Raw genomic sequence first — 15,924 nt, 5'->3', positions numbered from 1 at the left:
GCGCCGATACACAAGGTATCCAGCAAACAGAACAGCGAGAACAACGATGAACGCGATGGCGGCCCTCAAGCAGTATCAAACCGTCAATACCCAGGTTCAGGCTGTTGAAGCCAGCCCGCATCGATTGATCCAGATGTTGATGGAAGGTGGGCTGACTCGTTTGGCTCAAGCTCGCGGAGCCATGGAGCGTAATCAAGTTGCACTCAAGGGCGAGTTGATCAGTAAAGCCATCGGTATCATCGGTGGCCTGCGCGAAGGCCTCAATTTGGAGCAGGGCGGTGAAGTGGCTGCCAATCTGGACAGCCTTTACGAATACATGGCTACACGTTTGGTTGATGCCAATGTACAGAATGAAATAGCGCCGCTGGATGAAGTGGCAGGCCTGTTGCGTAATGTAAAAGCTGGCTGGGATGCGATCGCCGAGTGATGCTGTTTCCCGCCTGAGGAATTGTTTATGAGTTCATCCGTGCAGCGTCTAGAAGAAACCGGCAGCGCGTTGCGTGCCGCATTGGCTACTCAGGACTGGGCTGCCATTGGCGAGCTGGATTTGCAGTGCCGCCTGGCCGTTGACGAAGCCATGGTCGAGTCCGCCAGCGATGAAGAAACGCTACGTGCACGTATGCAGGAGTTGCTGGATCTTTATCGCGAGCTGGTTAGCGTTTGCCAGGCCGAACAAGAGCGCTTGGCTCATGAGCTTTTACAGCTGAATCAGTCGCAACAAGGCGCCAAGGTCTATCAGTTGTTTGGCTGATTAGCTGTTTTCGGTCGATGCTGTCCGGTATCGACCTTCTGGTATATGTCTACGTTCTACCCCGATCTTTCCCCTTCTTTGTTAAACAGCTGCTTAGTCTGCTTGTCGGACACAATTTAAAGCACGCCATAAAATTGACTATTAACAAAAAATTGACTTTACTACTGGCCAATTGCCGGCGCTGAGTCGAGTTGTTATTGGGCGGCGGGCGCGTTTTTCACTCCAGGATCAGTAAATAAATTATGTGGCGTGAAACCAAAATTCTTCTGATTGACGATAACAGCGAGCGCCGTCGTGATTTGACGGTCATTTTGAATTTTTTGGGTGAAGACCACCTGGCGTGTGACAGCCAGAATTGGCAGCAGTGTGTCGCGGACTTGGCTTCTAGTCGCGAAGTGCTCAGCGTGTTGCTTGGCGACGTGAAAGCCAAAGGCGGCGTGCTGGAAATGCTCAAGCACTTGGCGGCCTGGGACGAGTTTCTACCAACGTTGCTGATTAACGACCAGGTCGCCGCGGAGTGGCCGGAAGAGCAACGCCGTAGCGTGCTAGCGACGCTAGAAATGCCGTTGAGTTACAACAAGTTGCTCGACTCGCTGCATCGGGCTCAGGTTTATCGCGAAATGTACGATCAGGCGCGTGAGCGCGGTCGGCAGCGCGAGACCAATCTGTTCCGCAGCCTAGTTGGCACCAGCCGAGCTATTCAGCAAGTACGGCAGATGATGCAGCAGGTGGCCGATACCGAGGCTAGCGTGCTGATCCTTGGCGAATCGGGTACGGGTAAGGAAGTGGTCGCGCGCAACCTGCATTACCACTCCAAACGTCGTGAAGGTCCTTTTGTTCCGGTCAATTGCGGTGCGATCCCTGCCGAGCTTCTTGAGAGCGAGCTGTTCGGCCATGAGAAGGGCGCGTTTACCGGTGCTATTACCAGCCGTGCCGGACGTTTCGAGTTGGCCAATGGCGGTACGCTGTTTCTCGATGAAATTGGTGATATGCCGCTGCCAATGCAGGTGAAGCTGCTGCGCGTATTGCAGGAGCGTACGTTTGAGCGGGTGGGCAGTAACAAGACTCAGAATGCTGATGTGCGGATCATTGCTGCCACGCACAAGAATCTTGAGCAAATGATCGAAGATGGCAGTTTCCGTGAGGATCTGTACTACCGGCTGAACGTATTTCCGATTGAAATGGCCCCGCTGCGTGAGCGCATCGAGGATATTCCGCTGCTGATGAATGAGCTGATCTCGCGTATGGAGTTCGAGAAGCGCGGCTCTATCCGTTTTAACTCGGCGGCCATCATGTCTTTATGCCGGCATGACTGGGCGGGTAACGTGCGCGAACTGGCCAACTTGGTCGAGCGCATGGCGATCATGCATCCCTACGGTGTTATTGGCGTGGGCGAGCTGCCGAAGAAATTCCGCCATGTCGACGATGAAGACGAGAGCATGGTGGCGACTCTGCGCGATGAGTTGGATGAGCGCGCCACCATCCTGGCTGGGCTGCCGGGTGTGGATTCGATGGCCATGTTGCCGCCGGAAGGCCTGGACCTGAAGGATTACCTGGGCAACCTTGAGCAGGGCTTGATTCAGCAGGCGCTTGATGATGCCAGTGGCGTGGTCGCGCGTGCCGCTGAGCGCTTACGCATTCGCCGTACCACCTTGGTCGAGAAGATGCGCAAGTACGGCATGAGCCGACGTGATGATGAGGGTCTGGACGACTGAGTCTGCTTTGCCTGGCAGTCGTCAGTGACTTGGCGTTTGTCCATCCAATAAAGCCGAAGGTTTGACGCAACCTTCGGCTTTGTTTTTTACAGCTTTGATTTAAAAGGATATTTTTTCAGGCACGGGTATTGCTATCTCTCTTGCAACTGACTGTCTTATGACGGCTCGCAGCGCGAGAGAGAACCATGAACGCTAACGCCCAACGCCCTGAAGAATCCGAAGCGCCTGCTCCCGTGGAGCAGGCCAGCCGTGCCGGACTCGAACAGGCCTTTGCCTTGTTCAACCAGATGTCGACTCAGCTCAGTACCAGCTACAGCATGCTCGAGGCGCGAGTGACCGAGCTCAAGGGCCAGTTGGCGCTGGTCAGTGCGCAGCGCATGCAGGAGTTGGCCGAGAAAGAGCGTCTGGCTCATCGCCTGCAGAGCTTGCTGGATCTGCTACCCGGTGGGGTGATCGTGATCGATGGTCAGGGCGTGGTGCGCGAGGCCAATCCGGTGGCGCGTAATCTGCTCGGTCAGCCCCTGGTAGGCATGCTCTGGCGCCAGGTCATCGCGCGCAACTTCGCTCCGCGCGAGGATGATGGCCACGAAATCTCCCTGAAGGATGGCCGGCGTCTGTCGATTGCCACCCGTTCTTTGCACGCGGAACCTGGTCAGTTGGTGTTGTTGACCGACCTGACAGAAACCCGACGCTTACAGGATCAACTGTCCCGCCACGAACGCTTGTCTGCCTTGGGCCGTATGGTGGCGTCCTTGGCCCACCAGATTCGGACACCGCTTTCCGCCGCTTTGCTCTACGCCAGTCATCTGACTGAGCAAGTGTTGCCGGTTGAACAGCAGCAGCGCTTTGCTGGACGCCTGAAAGAACGCCTGCATGAACTGGAACACCAGGTCCGTGACATGCTGATCTTCGCCCGTGGCGAGCTGCCGCTGCCGGATCGTTTGGCGCCCAAGGCATTGTTCGATGCGCTGCGCAGCGCCGCCGAACCGCATGTGCTCGACATGCAGGTGCGCTGGCAGTGCGACAGCCGTGCGGGCGAGTTGTTGTGCAACCGTGACACCCTGGTTGGCACGGTGCTCAATCTGATCGAGAACGCGATTCAGGCCGGCGGCCGTGAAGCGCGGTTGAAGATTCATCTGTATCAGCGTGGTGAAACGCTGCGTCTGTGCATCAGCGATAACGGCCCAGGCATCGACAGCGCGACGCTGGCGCGCCTCGGTGAACCCTTCTTTACCACCAAAACCACCGGCACCGGGCTTGGCCTGGCCGTGGTCAAGGCAGTGGCGCGTGCCCATCAGGGCGATGTGCAACTGCGTTCGCGGCCGGGGCGTGGCACGTGCGCCATTCTCACCTTGCCTCTGCTTGGTGCTACGCACCCTTTGATTCAGGAGTAACCATCCATGGCGAGCAAAATTCTATTGGTCGAAGATGACCGCGCATTGCGCGAGGCACTGGCCGATACCCTGGCGCTGGGTGGGCATGATTACCGCGCAGTGGATTGTGCTGAGACGGCGCTGTTGGCGATTGCCGAAGAGCCTTTTGGCCTGGTGGTCAGTGACGTGAACATGCCCGGCATGGATGGCCATCAGTTGCTCGCGCAGATTCGCCAGCGTCAGCCGCAACTGCCGGTGTTGCTGATGACCGCCTTTGGCGCGGTCGAGCGGGCGGTGGATGCCATGCGCCAAGGCGCGGCGGATTATCTGGTCAAACCATTCGAGCCGAAAGCTCTGCTGACGCTGGTGGATCGGCATGCGTTGGGCCGTGTGTCTGCCAGCGAACAGGACGGGCCAGTCGCTGAAGAGCCCGCCAGTGTGCAACTGCTGGCTTTGGCCACGCGGGTGGCGCAGAGCGATTCCACTGTGCTGATCACGGGCGAATCCGGTACCGGTAAAGAGGTGCTGGCGCGCTTTATCCACCAGCAGTCGCCACGCGGCAGTAAACCCTTTATCGCCATTAACTGCGCAGCGATTCCGGACAACATGCTCGAAGCCACGCTGTTCGGCCATGAGAAGGGCGCATTTACCGGGGCGATTGCCAGTGCTCCGGGCAAGTTCGAACTGGCCGAGGGTGGCACCATTCTGCTCGACGAGATTTCTGAAATGCCGTTGGGCTTGCAGGCCAAGCTGTTGCGCGTGCTGCAGGAGCGTGAGGTGGAACGGGTTGGCGCGCGTAAGCCGATCACTCTGGACATCCGCGTACTGGCCACCAGTAACCGCGACTTGGCTGCAGAGGTGGCGGCGGGGCGCTTCCGTGAAGACCTCTACTATCGCCTGTCGGTATTTCCACTAGCCTGGCAGCCACTGCGTGAGCGTCCTGCGGACATCGTGCCGCTGGCTGAGCGGCTGCTGGCCAAGTACGTGAAGAAAATGAACCACGCGCCGATTCGGCTTTCCCCTCAGGCGCAGATGAGCCTGATGAGCCATAGCTGGCCGGGCAATGTGCGCGAGTTGGATAACGCTATTCAGCGCGCGTTGATCCTGCAGCAGGGTGGCCTGATTCAGCCGCAGGATCTTTGCCTGCTGGCACCGATTGGTTCGGCGGTTACGCCGTCCGCACAGCCGCTGTTGGCGGTGGTGGTCAATAGCGCACCTGCGCCGCAAGACGCCTCGCCGGCAGAAGCGGGTGCCTTGGGCGATGATCTGCGCCGGCATGAGTTTCAGATGATTATTGATACCCTGCGCGCTGAGCGTGGTCGCCGTAAGGAAGCCGCAGAACGCCTGGGCATCAGTCCGCGGACCTTGCGCTATAAGCTGGCGCAGATGCGTGATGCAGGGATGGATGTGGAAGGTTATCTGTTTGCCAGCTGAGCCGCTGTTTGCTGGTAACTAAGCGCTGTATTTAAACGGGGTAGGCCGTAAAGCGGACTACCCCGTTTGCCTTGGTGGATCAGTCTTTCCAGGGTTCTGGCGCACCTAGCAGGCGGCCCATTGCGCCGTAGAGCCCCAGCTCTTTGAGCACCGCCAGCTCGCCTTCGGTTTCCACCATCTCGGCAATTAATGGCAGATCGATGCTGTTGGTGGCGCGGAATACCGCTTCGATAAACATACGTTTGTCGCTTTCCTGGTCAATGGCGCGGATATAGGTGCCATCGAGTTTCAGGTAGGCCAGGCCCAGGTGGGTGAGGTTGCCGATCAGGCTGAAGCGCCCGCCGAAGTGCTGCAGGCCCAGGTTGAAGCCGGTGTCGCGGATGCCCTGGCTAAGCGCTTCCAACTCGGCCGCCGGTGGCAGGTGACGCTCGTCCACTTCCAAGGTCAGCAGGCTGGCCTGCTGCGGGTGTTGCCTGAGGATGTCGAAGATACGCTTGAGGGTTTCGCTATCACGCAGGGTCGCTGCCGATAGGCTGAGGGCCAGTGGCGCAGCATGCTGGCTCAGGTGCGCCAGGCTGTGTTCGAGCATGGCCAGGTCAAAGCGCGCGGTCCAGCCGAGGCGCTCGATCCACGGCAGGAAGCGGCCGGCAGCAATGGCTTCACCTTGCGGGTCAAGCAGGCGTGCCAGGACCTTGTGATGCAGCAGCTGATTGCGATCTGCGCACTGTGTGACTGGCTGGAAATACAGCTGCAGCTTGCGCTTGTTCAGCGCGTCGTCGATCCAGGTACGCCAGTCGTGCAGGCCCTGAGTCGGTTGCGCGTTGTAGTCGTCCAGGCGTACCCAGTGGCGGCTTGGGTCGTTCTGCGCTTGCGCCAGGGCCTGATCGGCGCGGCCGATGACCTGGCTGGGTTCTTCGCCCGTGCGGAAGGCGGCAATGCCCATGTGGGCAACCGGGGTGCAGTCACTGGCGCCGGTCTGGCGCAGGCTTTCCAGGCCGGTGAATAGCTCGCCGGCGAGCAGGTCGGCTTCTTCACTGCCAATGCCGGGAGCCAGCAGGCTGAACTCGCCGCCGCGGCTACGTGAGGCCAGCCAGTCCGAACGGTTGGTCTGGTTAAGCAGGCGTTTGAGCAGCTCGCCAATGGCGGCAATCAGCGCGTCGGTCTGCTGGCCGCCGAGGCGCTGGTTGAGGCCGCCGAGGTCATTGACGCGCAATAAAATCAGGTAGCCTTCGGCATTCTGCTCGTTGATCGCCAGCTGATGGGCCAGGCGGATGTCGAAAAGGCGGCGATTCGCCAGACCGGTGATGCTGTCCTGATAGGCTTCCTCACGCAGTTTCTCGCTGCGGGCGGCTTCTTCAGCGAACAGCGTTTTCAGCTTTTCCACCATTTGGTTCATGGCGGTGACGACGCGTTTGAGCTCGGGTGTACGTGGCACCTTGGGCAGGGTGAGGAATTCGCGGCGAGTGATGGCCTGAGCTTGCTGCACCATGTTGTCCAGTGGGCGCAGTTGGGTGCGCAGCAGCCAGCCGCCGAGCACGGCGCTAACCAGACCGCAGAGCAGTAGCCAGATCAGGCTGCCGATGGCGCTGTCCCAGAGTTTGGCCAAGGCGAATTGCGGGTTGCTGAGCACCTCGACCCGTGCGGCCTGTTCCCAACCACGCATGATCAGTGCATCGCCGCCTTGGGGTTGCAGGTCAACCAGCTCGCTAAACCAGGCCGGTACGGTTTCTGTAATGGCGTCGTCGTTGCGCCGTTCGACAATCACTTCATCATTGGGGATGCGCAGCACGCGGATGCTGGTGAAGTAACCGCTGTCGAAGATCGAGCTGACCATCAACTCGATCATTGCAGGGTCATCCACATGTGGCGTCATCGACAGTCCGAGTGCGGTTGCGGCGTCCTGAGCATGCGAGCGCAGCTGGCTGAGCAGTTGCTCGCGTGAGCTTTCCACGCCGGCAATAAAACTGCCGGTAAAGGCCACCACCAGGAACAGGCAGATGGCGAGAAATAGCTGCTTGAGTAGAGACATAGGTTCCTCCTAGCCTTCGCCGATGGCGAAGCCCTCCGTGCGCATTTTTTTCAAGATGTCCTGCCAGCGCGAGAGCTTCTTGGAGTCGCTCTTTTTGCTATTGGAGCCTGCTAGATAGAGCCCTTCGGCATTGAATGCGTAGACCGGCAGCAGGTCTTTGCGCTGTGAGGCGGGTTTTATTTCGTTGATCAGGTTGTCCAGTACCAATGGTTCGGCACCGGGGCTGGCGTAGTAGGTCAGGACCATATGCGCCTGGTTGTAATTGAGCGCCTTGACGTAAGTGATGCGTAGCTTGTCGCTGGGGATGCCAAGGCGGCGCAGGGTGAAGTATTTGGCGATGGAATAGTCTTCGCAGTCGCCGGCGCCCTTGACCAACATCTCGATGGGGGTGGCCCAGTAGTCGTTCTGCTTCCACAACTGGATATCGTCAACAAAGCGGATCTGCCGATTGAAGAAGCGGTTGACCTCGGTGAGTTTGTCTCTTTCGCTGCTGTCGGTGCTGGCCTTGATCTGCGCTTCCCAGGCCTGGATGCGCTGCTTGGCTGCGCCGAGGTTGCCGTAGCGGCTTTCGGCATTTTTCAGGATGACGCCGAAATCCCAGTTGGCCAGGGCGCTGGCCAGACCGATCAGCAGGATGCAGCCGCCCAGCAACGCTCGGTTGAGGCGCTTGAACCATCCTTGAGTGAGCTGACGGGGTGGCATGTACCGCGCCTCGGCCGGAGATTGGGAAAGTCTAGGTGTTGCCGCTGATTTTTGCCGCGCTGAATATACCGAATGTCGGCTGGTGTGGTGCTTAGGGTTTGACCAGGGTTTTCTGTCTAAGGATGTACAGGCTAACCAGTACCGCGCTGGTCAGCATAAAAGCCCTGGCCCAGAACAGCGGCACCAGGTAGCACGACAGACCGATGCTCAGCCACATTAGGCCGATGGAGTAGATTTTGCCCTTGAGCGGAATGCCCTGGCCTTCGAGGTAGTCGACAATCCACGGGCCAAGCTGGCGGTGATTGACCAGCCACAGGTAGAAACGCTTTGAGCTGCGCATAAAACACGCGGCAGCCAGCAGCAGGAACGGTGTAGTGGGTAATACGGGGAGAAATATACCGATTACCCCCAGCGCCACACTCAGCCAGCCGATGGCCAGCAGAGCGTAGCGAATGGCGGGGTTGCGCTGCTCCTGAATCTCACGCGCCATGGCGCGTGCTTAGTGGTGACGTGGTTTCAGGAGGGCCGGCTTTTCTTCCGGTGCATTGCACAGCAGGAACAGGGCGGTCAGCAGCTCGGGGATCTGTTCGACCATGCTGTCAACCAGGTCGCGGTCACGGGCGATTTCGGCGAATTCAGGTTGCTCGTCGAACAGGCCGGAGCCGACCATGATTGGCAATAATAGCTCGCTGACTTCATCTTCGGCGTCGTCGAACCATACCGCTTCGCGCAGGAACACCCCTTCCATAAAGCCGATGCACCAGCCGCGCAGGTCGGAATCGTCCGGCTCTTCGCCCAGGTCCAGTTCGCACGGTACGTCGGGTTCATCGTCACTGGCCAACTGGCGGGCGATATGGCTTTGCAGCTGAATCAGGGTAGCTTCGATCTCTTCGCGTTCGGCGTCGCTGCGGTAGTGCGGTGGCTCGGAGAACAGCGCGTCAATCCATTCGCGCTCCGGTACCTGCTCTGGGCAGATCGATAGGGCGGTCAGGTAGCCATGGGCGGCGATGTAGTCCAGTGCCTCTTCATGCAGCTCATCGGCATCGAGGAAGGCTTGCAGGCGGGAGAGTTGCTCGGCGAAGGACATCGGGGGCTACCTTGAAGGAGTAAACGAGGCTGGATTCTAGTCTAGAGCGGCCATAGCGGCCATAGCCGCAGGCCACGGGTGGCGAAAATCGGATCAAACTCCAGCATGCCTGCACGTGCCCAAGCGGCACTTGCGTATAATGCGCGGCTTGTTTCGGAGACCCTTCATGCTCGAGCACGCGCAACGCATCCTCAAAGACGTATTCGGCTACGACAGCTTCCGTGGCCGTCAGGGTGCGATTATCGAGCGCGTGGCCAGTGGCGGCGATGCCCTGGTGTTGATGCCCACCGGTGGCGGTAAGTCGCTGTGCTTTCAGGTGCCGGCCCTGCTGCGTGAAGGCCTGGCGGTGGTGGTTTCACCGCTGATCGCGCTGATGGACGATCAGGTTGCGACCCTCGACGAGCTGGGTGTGGCGGCTGCAGCGCTGAACTCCACGCTGAACGCCGATGAGCAGCGTGAGATTGCCGAACGGATCAAGCGCGGCGAGATCAAGATGCTTTACCTGGCCCCTGAGCGGCTGGTGCAGCCGCGCATGCTGAGCTTTCTGCAGAACCTCGACATTGCCCTGTTCGCCATCGATGAAGCGCATTGCGTATCGCAGTGGGGGCATGATTTCCGCCCGGAATACCTGCAGCTAGGCCAACTCGCCGAGTTGTTCCCCAACGTGCCGCGCATCGCTCTGACTGCCACGGCGGATATGCGTACCCGCGAGGAAATTGTTCAGCGTCTGCACCTGCAAAATGCCGAGCGCTTTCTGTCGAGCTTCGATCGATCGAATATCTTTTATCGCATCGTGCCCAAGGAGCAGCCGCGCAAGCAGCTGCTGAACTTCCTCGCGGCGCGCAAGGGTGACGCCGGTATCGTCTACTGCCTGTCGCGCAAGAAGGTCGAGGAGGTTGCCTCATTCCTCTCCGAGCAGGGCTTCCCGGCGTTGCCGTATCACGCGGGCTTGGCCAATGAGCTGCGTGCCTACCACCAGAAGCGCTTTCTCAATGAGGAAGGTTTGATCATGGTGGCGACCATTGCTTTCGGTATGGGCATCGACAAACCCAACGTGCGCTTTGTCGCCCATCTTGATCTGCCGAAATCTCTGGAAGCCTATTACCAGGAAACCGGTCGCGCTGGCCGCGACGGTTTACCGGCGGATGCCTGGATGGCCTACGGCCTGCAGGATGTAATTTTCCTCAAGCAGATGCTCAACAACTCCGAGGGTGACGAGCGGCATAAGCGCGTCGAGCAGCACAAGCTCGATGCCATGCTGGCGCTGTGCGAGGAAACCCGCTGCCGGCGTCAGGCCCTGTTGGCCTACTTCGACGAAGACATGCCGCAGCCCTGCGGACACTGCGACAACTGCATCGATGGCGTGCAGACCTGGGATGCCACAGAGCCGGCGCGGCAGGCACTGTCGGCGGTCTATCGCACGGGTCAGCGTTATGGCGTGGGGCACCTGGTTGACGTGCTGCTCGGCCGCGATAACGAGAAAATTCGCGGTGTCGGTCATCAACACCTGGCGGTGTTCGGCATTGGTAAGGCGCTGGCTGAAGGTGAATGGCGTTCCTTGTTTCGCCAGTTAGTGGCGCGCGGCTTGGCCGATGTCGACCTCGAAGGTTTTGGCGGGTTACGGCTCGCTGACAGTTGCCGGCCTTTGCTCAAGGGCGAGGTCAGCCTGCAGCTGCGCCGTGATCTGAAACCGCAGCAAAGCGCCAAGGCTTCCAGTAGCGCGGCCAGCCAATTGGTACGTGGCGAGGAGCGTGGCCAGTGGGAAGCGCTGCGCGCGTTGCGGCGCAAACTGGCGGAAGAGCATGGCGTGCCGCCTTATGTGATCTTCCCGGATGCCACCTTGCTGGAGATGCTGCGCAGCAAGCCCAGCACCCTGGCCGAAATGGCGCGAGTCAGTGGCGTCGGTGCGCGCAAGCTGGAGCGTTATGGCGAGGCCTTCCTGGCCGTGCTCGGTGCGGATGATGAAGCGCCACGTGCGGTGGTCGACCTGCGTCATGAATTGGTCAGCCTGGCACGTGCCGGCATGACTCCGGCGCAGATCGCCAGTCAGCTGAGTTGCAGCGAGAAGAATGTCTACGGCTTGCTGGCCGAAGCCATCGGCCGTCAGCAGCTGTCCCTGGAGCAGGCGCTGGATGTACCCGAGGCATTGCTCGGCGAGATTCAGGATGCTTTTCTCGATGGTGAGGGTGAATTACCACCAGTAGCAGCCATCAGTGAGCAGTTTGCCGGGCGCGTTGAACTGGGCATCCTGCATTGCGTGCGAGCGGCCTTGCAGGCGGAATTCGAGGCCTAACACGCCACGCGGGGCTGTTGTTCCCGCGGATGGTTCGGCTTGTGGCCCCCGGTACGAGCGGCTAAGGTGTTTTCAGCCATCCAGCTGCAGAGGTTCCGGTGTCGCTTTCCCATGCCTGGCTAGACGATGTTCGCCCCAGCCCCTACGCCGATCAGCTCGCCTTGGGCTTTCGTCTATTGCGTTTCTCCCGGCCGTTGGAGCAGGAGTATCGCAATTATGTGCGTGACGACACCTTCGAACTCAAACGCATTGCTCTGGTCGTGGGCATTCTGGTGTGGCTGGCCTTTGCCGCGTTCGATTTCGTCCTGATCAAAGCGCCCGAGGTGTGGTGGATGCTGGCCATCCGTCTTGCCGTTTTAGTCTTGCTGTGCCTATTCGGCGGGCTGCTGATTCAGCGCAAGCATATTTATCTACTGCAACCGTTGACTTTGGTCTGCCTGTTGGCGCTGGGAGCAGCGGCGTCTTTTGTGGTGGGCATTGCCCATCGTGTTGATCCTAGCTACCCCTATGAGGGGCTGTTGCTGGTCTGCATGGCCGCATACTTTCTCGCTGGCTTACGGCTGATCGAAGCGTTGTGTTGCTCTTTGCTGGTGCTGCTGGTCTACGTCTGCGTCGAGCTGCTGGTGGCCAGCTTGCCGGTGCCTCGGCTGATCAATAACACCCTGTTTCTGCTGTTCGGTAATCTGATGGGCGCGGTGGGGTGTTACCTACTGGAGTTCAAATCGCGCGAGCATTTTCTGATCAGCCGGCTGATGCGCGTATTGGCCGATCACGACAGTCTGACTGGCTTGCACAACAGGCGCAGCTTCAACCGCCAGTTTGAGCGCCTCTGGCGTCAGGCTCAGCGTGAACATCGCAGCTTGGCGTTGCTGCTCTGCGATGTTGATCACTTCAAGGCCTACAACGATCACTACGGCCACCAGGCCGGCGATAACGTGTTGCAGCGTATTGGTAGCCTGCTGCAGGACGCGGCGCGGCGCCCGCTGGACATGGCCGTACGCCTGGGCGGCGAAGAGTTTGCCGTGCTGCTCTACGATATTGGCGAAGCCGAAGCGCGGCACCACGGTGAAGCGCTACGCCAGACGCTGCAAACCTTGAATATCGAACATGCCGGCTCGGATACGGCGAGCATGCTGACCATGTCGATTGGTATTTCCTGTATCCAACCTGCCGCAGGTGGTGCGTTGGCGCAGCTCTACGAGCATGCGGATCGCGCTCTGTACGAGGCCAAGGCGTTTGGCCGTAATCAGGTGGTGGCCTGAAAATCTGTTTACGGTCTGCTGCGCGTCGGCCCTGCTGCGTTAAAAACCGGCTCGGCAAGCTACTTGTGGCTAACGCGCTTTAGCGCGGCCCGAAGGGCGAGTGAAACGAGTGATACTCATGTACAAAAGTACATTCGTGTGTGAGCCCAGTCCGCTTCCTCCCCCGTTTTGCCTTGCAGGACTCTAGCTCGGGAGATCGTAAGCAGATTCTAAAGAAGGGGTGGCCGATTTTGCCGCTGCGCTTGGCGCCTGTGGTGAATGCCTGCAGCGAAGTCGCGGTGCTAGCATCGCTGAGGTTTTTTCCTTGAGTGATTGCTCCGATGGACCGACTGATCCAGGCCAACGGCCAGCCGCATTACGGCATCTTTCCCGCCGCGCCGGGGCTGATCAATTACCGCGATTTTGATTTCCGTTCACCCATGGGCCGCAAGCTGGGCGCGTTGGCCAAATGGCGGCGCTTCCATCAGTTTCAGTATTTCGGCCTGATCAGCGATGAGCTGATTGGCGGCTGCGCGCTGGCCAACCTCAGTCTGCTGGGTGTGGGTTTTGTCTATCTGTTCCACCCGGCCAGCGGGCGCATGATTGAGCGCCAGTTCAAGCTGCCGCTGGGCTTTGGCAGCCAGTTTTCTCAGACTCCCGATCAGGGTATGTGCGAGTTGCGCAGCGGCGGCAATCTGCTGCGCCTGGAGAACAGTGCTGCCTCGCGGGAAAAACGCCTGTTGGTAGAGCTGGACGACGGCACACGGATCGACGCCTGCTTCTCCGAGGCAGAGCCTGCTTTTCAGCCGATGTGCATCAACACGCCGACTGCGGTCAATGGCTGGGTCTATGCGCAGAAGGTGGCGGGGGTGCGCTGCACGGGGCAGGTGCGCAGCGCGCTGGGGGATTTCGACCTGGCGCAGATCGGTGCGTTTGCTCATCACGATTGGTCGGCTGGTTATATGCGCCCTGAAACCCACTGGAACTGGGCCTGTCTGTCTGGCCTGGCAGGTGAACAGCGGGTGGGGTTGAACCTGTCTTGCGGGGTCAATGAAAGTAGCTTTACCGAGAACTGTTTCTGGCTGGATGGCGAGCTGCTCAAGGTCGATACCGTGCGTTTTGCCTTTGATCGCGATCAACCCTTGCAGCCCTGGTTGATCAACTCGTTTGACGGCCAGGTAGACCTGCGTTTCGAGGGGCGTGGTCTGCATAAAGAACGGCTGAACGTGGGGCTTCTGGCGAGCAACTTCAAACAGATATTCGGTCAGTTCAGCGGCGTGCTGCGCCCGATTGGCCGCCCCGAAGTGCGTATCGACAACCTCTGGGGCTTTGTTGAAGATCAGTATGTAAAGTGGTGAAACGGTTGTAGACCTTCTGCAGGCTTGCCTCGTTATAAGGGTTATGGTTAGCTGGCTAATAATTAGTTTTTTATAGTTAAGAGCCGTTGTCCATGTCGCATACCGATCAACACCGTTTTGCCATGCAAGTTGCCCAACTCTCCCGCGCCTGGCGCGCCGAACTGGATCGCCGCCTGGTCGGTCTTGGGCTATCGCAAGCCCGTTGGCTGGTGCTGTTGCACCTGGGGCGCTTTGCCGAATTACCGACCCAGCGCGAGTTGGCGCAGAGCGTCGGCGTTGAAGGGCCGACTCTGGCGCGCCTGCTCGACAGCCTGGAAGCTCAGGGTCTGGTCAGCCGCCAGGCGGTGCCGGAAGACCGTCGCGCGAAGAAGATTGCCCTCAGCCCACAGGCTCGCCCGTTGATTGAAAAGATCGAAGCGATCTCCGCACAACTGCGCCAGGAAGTGTTCGCCGGCATCGATGAAGACGAATTGCGCCGCTGCCAGAAGGTCCATGCCCAGGTGTTGAGTAACCTGGAAAAACGCTGATGCGTGACGACCTGCAGAGCTTGCAGCAACGCTTCGGTCCGCGATATCCGCAGTGGCTGCTGGCGTTGCTGATGGTCGGCAGCATGGCCATGGTGTTGGCCTCCACCAGTATCAATGTCGCCCTGCCGGCGATCATGGCGGATTTCGCCATCGGCCGGCCGCTGGCGCAGTGGTTGTCCAATGGATTTCTCGCGGCCATGACCGCTGGCCTGCTGTTGGCCGCCTGGGCTCAGGCGCGCTTCGGCGCGAGGCGTACGGCGCAATTCGGCCTGCTGCTGTTTATCCTCAGTTCACTGTTGGCGCTGGTGGCTCACGCCGCCTGGCAGCTGATTGCCCTGCGCATTGTGCAGGGGCTGTGTGCGGGAATCGTGCAGCCGTTGGCTATGGTGCTGATCTTTCGTGTATTCGCCGACGGTGGGCGCGGCATGGCGCTGGGCATCTATGGCCTGGGTGTGATGTTGGCGCCATCGCTGGGGCCGGGGATCGGTGGTTACCTGGTCGATCATTTCGGCTGGCCGTCGATCTTCTGGATGCCGCTGCCGATGTGCTTGCTGGCCATGCTCGCGGGGCAATGGTTGCTGCCCAGTGAGCGTGAGCGCAGCACGCCACGTTTAGATATCCAGGCATTTGCCTGTCTGTGTGTGGCGATATTTGCCGCGCTGGGTTTTCTGGCCGAAGCGCAGCGTTTTGCCTGGACGACGCCGAGGGTCTGGTTGCCGGGTTGCCTGGCGCTGCTGGCGGGAGTGGCGTTTATGCTGCGCAGCCGCCGCTCCGCTCAGCCGCTGCTGCCCCTGGCGCTGTGGCGGCATTCCGGGTTTCGCAGTGCCAGCTGGGTCGCCCTGACCCTTGGCCTGGGCCTGTATGGCTCGACTTACCTGATCCCGCTGTACCTGCAGACCGTTGAAGGCTTTAGCGCCGGGCGCTCGGGTCTGCTGCTGCTGCCGGCTGGGCTGTTGATGGGCATGGCATCCTTTCTCGGCGGCTGGCTCAGTGATCGGCTGTCTGCCGCCGTGCTGCTGAGTGCCGGCCTGCTGATCTTTGCGCTGTCGGCGGCGGGGCTGGCCTGGGTCGATCAGGGCGCCTCGTTTATCCAGCTGTGTTTCTGGGCCTGCGTCGGGCGCATTGGCCTGGGTGTATTGCTGCCGGCCTTGAGTACCGGTTCACTGGATATCCTCAGCTCCGAAGAATTGGCTCAGGGCGCGGGGGCTATTACCTTCGTCCGTCAGCTAGGCGGCGCATTTGGGGTTAATCTGCTGACCTTCTTTCTGGAGTGGCGACACAGCGCTGAAGGCGGCGATCACTTCGCGGAGATGCTCGCCTTCAAGCAAAGTTTCTGGCTGGTGGCCGGGGTGTTCGCGGTTACGGTGTTGGCGGCCTGGGGCGTCAAATCGACAAGGCGCTGACAGCTCAGTGT

General features: G+C 59.8%; 14 protein-coding genes. 10 read left to right on the top strand and 4 right to left on the bottom strand.

Features of this window, described 5'->3' with window-relative positions; genetic code table 11:
* The first annotated feature begins 46 nt into the window (after nt 1-46).
* The 5 genes from fliS (at nt 47) to ACIGEK_RS16480 (ending at nt 5,273) form a co-directional block, all read left to right on the top strand.
* A complete protein-coding gene (gene fliS / locus ACIGEK_RS16500) occupies nt 47-427 on the top strand; it encodes a flagellar export chaperone FliS (protein ID WP_397494369.1) in 381 nt (126 codons plus the stop codon).
* Nucleotides 428-454: 27 nt separating this feature from the next.
* Complete coding sequence (gene fliT, locus ACIGEK_RS16495) at nt 455-751, top strand: flagellar protein FliT (protein WP_397494368.1); 297 nt, start codon at nt 455-457, stop codon at nt 749-751.
* 242 nt (nt 752-993) lie between these two features.
* Nucleotides 994-2,466 carry a sigma-54 dependent transcriptional regulator gene (locus ACIGEK_RS16490; RefSeq protein ID WP_397494367.1) on the top strand — a complete coding sequence of 491 codons (1,473 nt, stop codon included), beginning with the start codon at nt 994-996 and terminating at the stop codon, nt 2,464-2,466.
* A 185-nt stretch (nt 2,467-2,651) separates the two neighbouring features.
* Nucleotides 2,652-3,860, top strand: coding sequence for a sensor histidine kinase (locus tag ACIGEK_RS16485; protein WP_397494366.1), 1,209 nt, complete (start codon nt 2,652-2,654; stop codon nt 3,858-3,860).
* Nucleotides 3,861-3,866: 6 nt separating this feature from the next.
* Nucleotides 3,867-5,273 (top strand): sigma-54-dependent transcriptional regulator, encoded by a 1,407-nt coding sequence (locus tag ACIGEK_RS16480; protein ID WP_397494365.1) that lies wholly within the window; start codon nt 3,867-3,869, stop codon nt 5,271-5,273.
* Between the two features lie 79 nt (nt 5,274-5,352).
* On the opposite strand, the gene lapD is transcribed toward ACIGEK_RS16480, so the two are convergent.
* The 4 genes from lapD to ACIGEK_RS16460 form a co-directional block, all read right to left on the bottom strand.
* Nucleotides 5,353-7,302 (bottom strand): cyclic di-GMP receptor LapD, encoded by a 1,950-nt coding sequence (gene lapD / locus ACIGEK_RS16475; RefSeq protein ID WP_397494364.1) that lies wholly within the window; start codon nt 7,300-7,302, stop codon nt 5,353-5,355.
* A 9-nt stretch (nt 7,303-7,311) separates the two neighbouring features.
* Nucleotides 7,312-8,004 carry a cysteine protease LapG gene (lapG, locus tag ACIGEK_RS16470; protein ID WP_397494363.1) on the bottom strand — a complete coding sequence of 231 codons (693 nt, stop codon included), beginning with the start codon at nt 8,002-8,004 and terminating at the stop codon, nt 7,312-7,314.
* A gap of 91 nt (nt 8,005-8,095) precedes the next feature.
* Entirely contained in the window at nt 8,096-8,494 is a 399-nt protein-coding gene (locus ACIGEK_RS16465) for a YbaN family protein (protein ID WP_397494362.1), read from the bottom strand.
* A gap of 9 nt (nt 8,495-8,503) precedes the next feature.
* Complete coding sequence (locus ACIGEK_RS16460) at nt 8,504-9,091, bottom strand: UPF0149 family protein (RefSeq protein ID WP_397494361.1); 588 nt, start codon at nt 9,089-9,091, stop codon at nt 8,504-8,506.
* 166 nt (nt 9,092-9,257) lie between these two features.
* Here ACIGEK_RS16460 and recQ point away from each other — a divergent pair, with 166 nt between their 5' ends.
* The 5 genes from recQ to ACIGEK_RS16435 all read left to right on the top strand — a co-directional run bounded on the left by recQ (nt 9,258) and on the right by ACIGEK_RS16435 (nt 15,913).
* Nucleotides 9,258-11,384, top strand: coding sequence for a DNA helicase RecQ (gene recQ / locus ACIGEK_RS16455; RefSeq protein WP_397494360.1), 2,127 nt, complete (start codon nt 9,258-9,260; stop codon nt 11,382-11,384).
* Nucleotides 11,385-11,482: 98 nt separating this feature from the next.
* Nucleotides 11,483-12,646 carry a diguanylate cyclase domain-containing protein gene (locus ACIGEK_RS16450; RefSeq protein WP_397494359.1) on the top strand — a complete coding sequence of 388 codons (1,164 nt, stop codon included), beginning with the start codon at nt 11,483-11,485 and terminating at the stop codon, nt 12,644-12,646.
* A gap of 320 nt (nt 12,647-12,966) precedes the next feature.
* Nucleotides 12,967-13,983 carry a DUF2804 domain-containing protein gene (locus ACIGEK_RS16445; RefSeq protein WP_397494358.1) on the top strand — a complete coding sequence of 339 codons (1,017 nt, stop codon included), beginning with the start codon at nt 12,967-12,969 and terminating at the stop codon, nt 13,981-13,983.
* Nucleotides 13,984-14,075: 92 nt separating this feature from the next.
* A complete protein-coding gene (locus tag ACIGEK_RS16440; RefSeq protein WP_090248226.1) occupies nt 14,076-14,510 on the top strand; it encodes a MarR family transcriptional regulator in 435 nt (144 codons plus the stop codon).
* Nucleotides 14,510-15,913, top strand: a complete 1,404-nt coding sequence (locus tag ACIGEK_RS16435) for a DHA2 family efflux MFS transporter permease subunit (protein WP_397494357.1) — start codon at nt 14,510-14,512, stop codon at nt 15,911-15,913. Before ACIGEK_RS16440 ends, ACIGEK_RS16435 begins: the two co-directional genes overlap by 1 nt.
* Nucleotides 15,914-15,924 lie beyond the last annotated feature (11 nt).

It is taken from the genome of Pseudomonas sp. NPDC079086 (genome assembly GCF_044542155.1).
GTDB lineage: Bacteria > Pseudomonadota > Gammaproteobacteria > Pseudomonadales > Pseudomonadaceae > Aquipseudomonas.
The sequence above is the reverse complement of the archived record's forward strand: the minus strand, read 5'-3'. Positions and strand labels throughout refer to the sequence as shown.

What these genes read in the sequence shown, in the direction of transcription:
- fliS (WP_397494369.1), top strand. Translation starts at nt 47, where the DNA reads ATGAACGCGATGGCGGCCCTCAAGCAGTATCAAACCGTCAATACCCAG.
- fliT (WP_397494368.1), top strand. Translation starts at nt 455, where the DNA reads ATGAGTTCATCCGTGCAGCGTCTAGAAGAAACCGGCAGCGCGTTGCGT.
- ACIGEK_RS16490 (WP_397494367.1), top strand. Translation starts at nt 994, where the DNA reads ATGTGGCGTGAAACCAAAATTCTTCTGATTGACGATAACAGCGAGCGC.
- ACIGEK_RS16485 (WP_397494366.1), top strand. Translation starts at nt 2,652, where the DNA reads ATGAACGCTAACGCCCAACGCCCTGAAGAATCCGAAGCGCCTGCTCCC.
- ACIGEK_RS16480 (WP_397494365.1), top strand. Translation starts at nt 3,867, where the DNA reads ATGGCGAGCAAAATTCTATTGGTCGAAGATGACCGCGCATTGCGCGAG.
- lapD (WP_397494364.1), bottom strand. Translation starts at nt 7,302, where the DNA reads ATGTCTCTACTCAAGCAGCTATTTCTCGCCATCTGCCTGTTCCTGGTG.
- lapG (WP_397494363.1), bottom strand. Translation starts at nt 8,004, where the DNA reads ATGCCACCCCGTCAGCTCACTCAAGGATGGTTCAAGCGCCTCAACCGA.
- ACIGEK_RS16465 (WP_397494362.1), bottom strand. Translation starts at nt 8,494, where the DNA reads ATGGCGCGTGAGATTCAGGAGCAGCGCAACCCCGCCATTCGCTACGCT.
- ACIGEK_RS16460 (WP_397494361.1), bottom strand. Translation starts at nt 9,091, where the DNA reads ATGTCCTTCGCCGAGCAACTCTCCCGCCTGCAAGCCTTCCTCGATGCC.
- recQ (WP_397494360.1), top strand. Translation starts at nt 9,258, where the DNA reads ATGCTCGAGCACGCGCAACGCATCCTCAAAGACGTATTCGGCTACGAC.
- ACIGEK_RS16445 (WP_397494358.1), top strand. Translation starts at nt 12,967, where the DNA reads ATGGACCGACTGATCCAGGCCAACGGCCAGCCGCATTACGGCATCTTT.
- ACIGEK_RS16440 (WP_090248226.1), top strand. Translation starts at nt 14,076, where the DNA reads ATGTCGCATACCGATCAACACCGTTTTGCCATGCAAGTTGCCCAACTC.
- ACIGEK_RS16435 (WP_397494357.1), top strand. Translation starts at nt 14,510, where the DNA reads ATGCGTGACGACCTGCAGAGCTTGCAGCAACGCTTCGGTCCGCGATAT.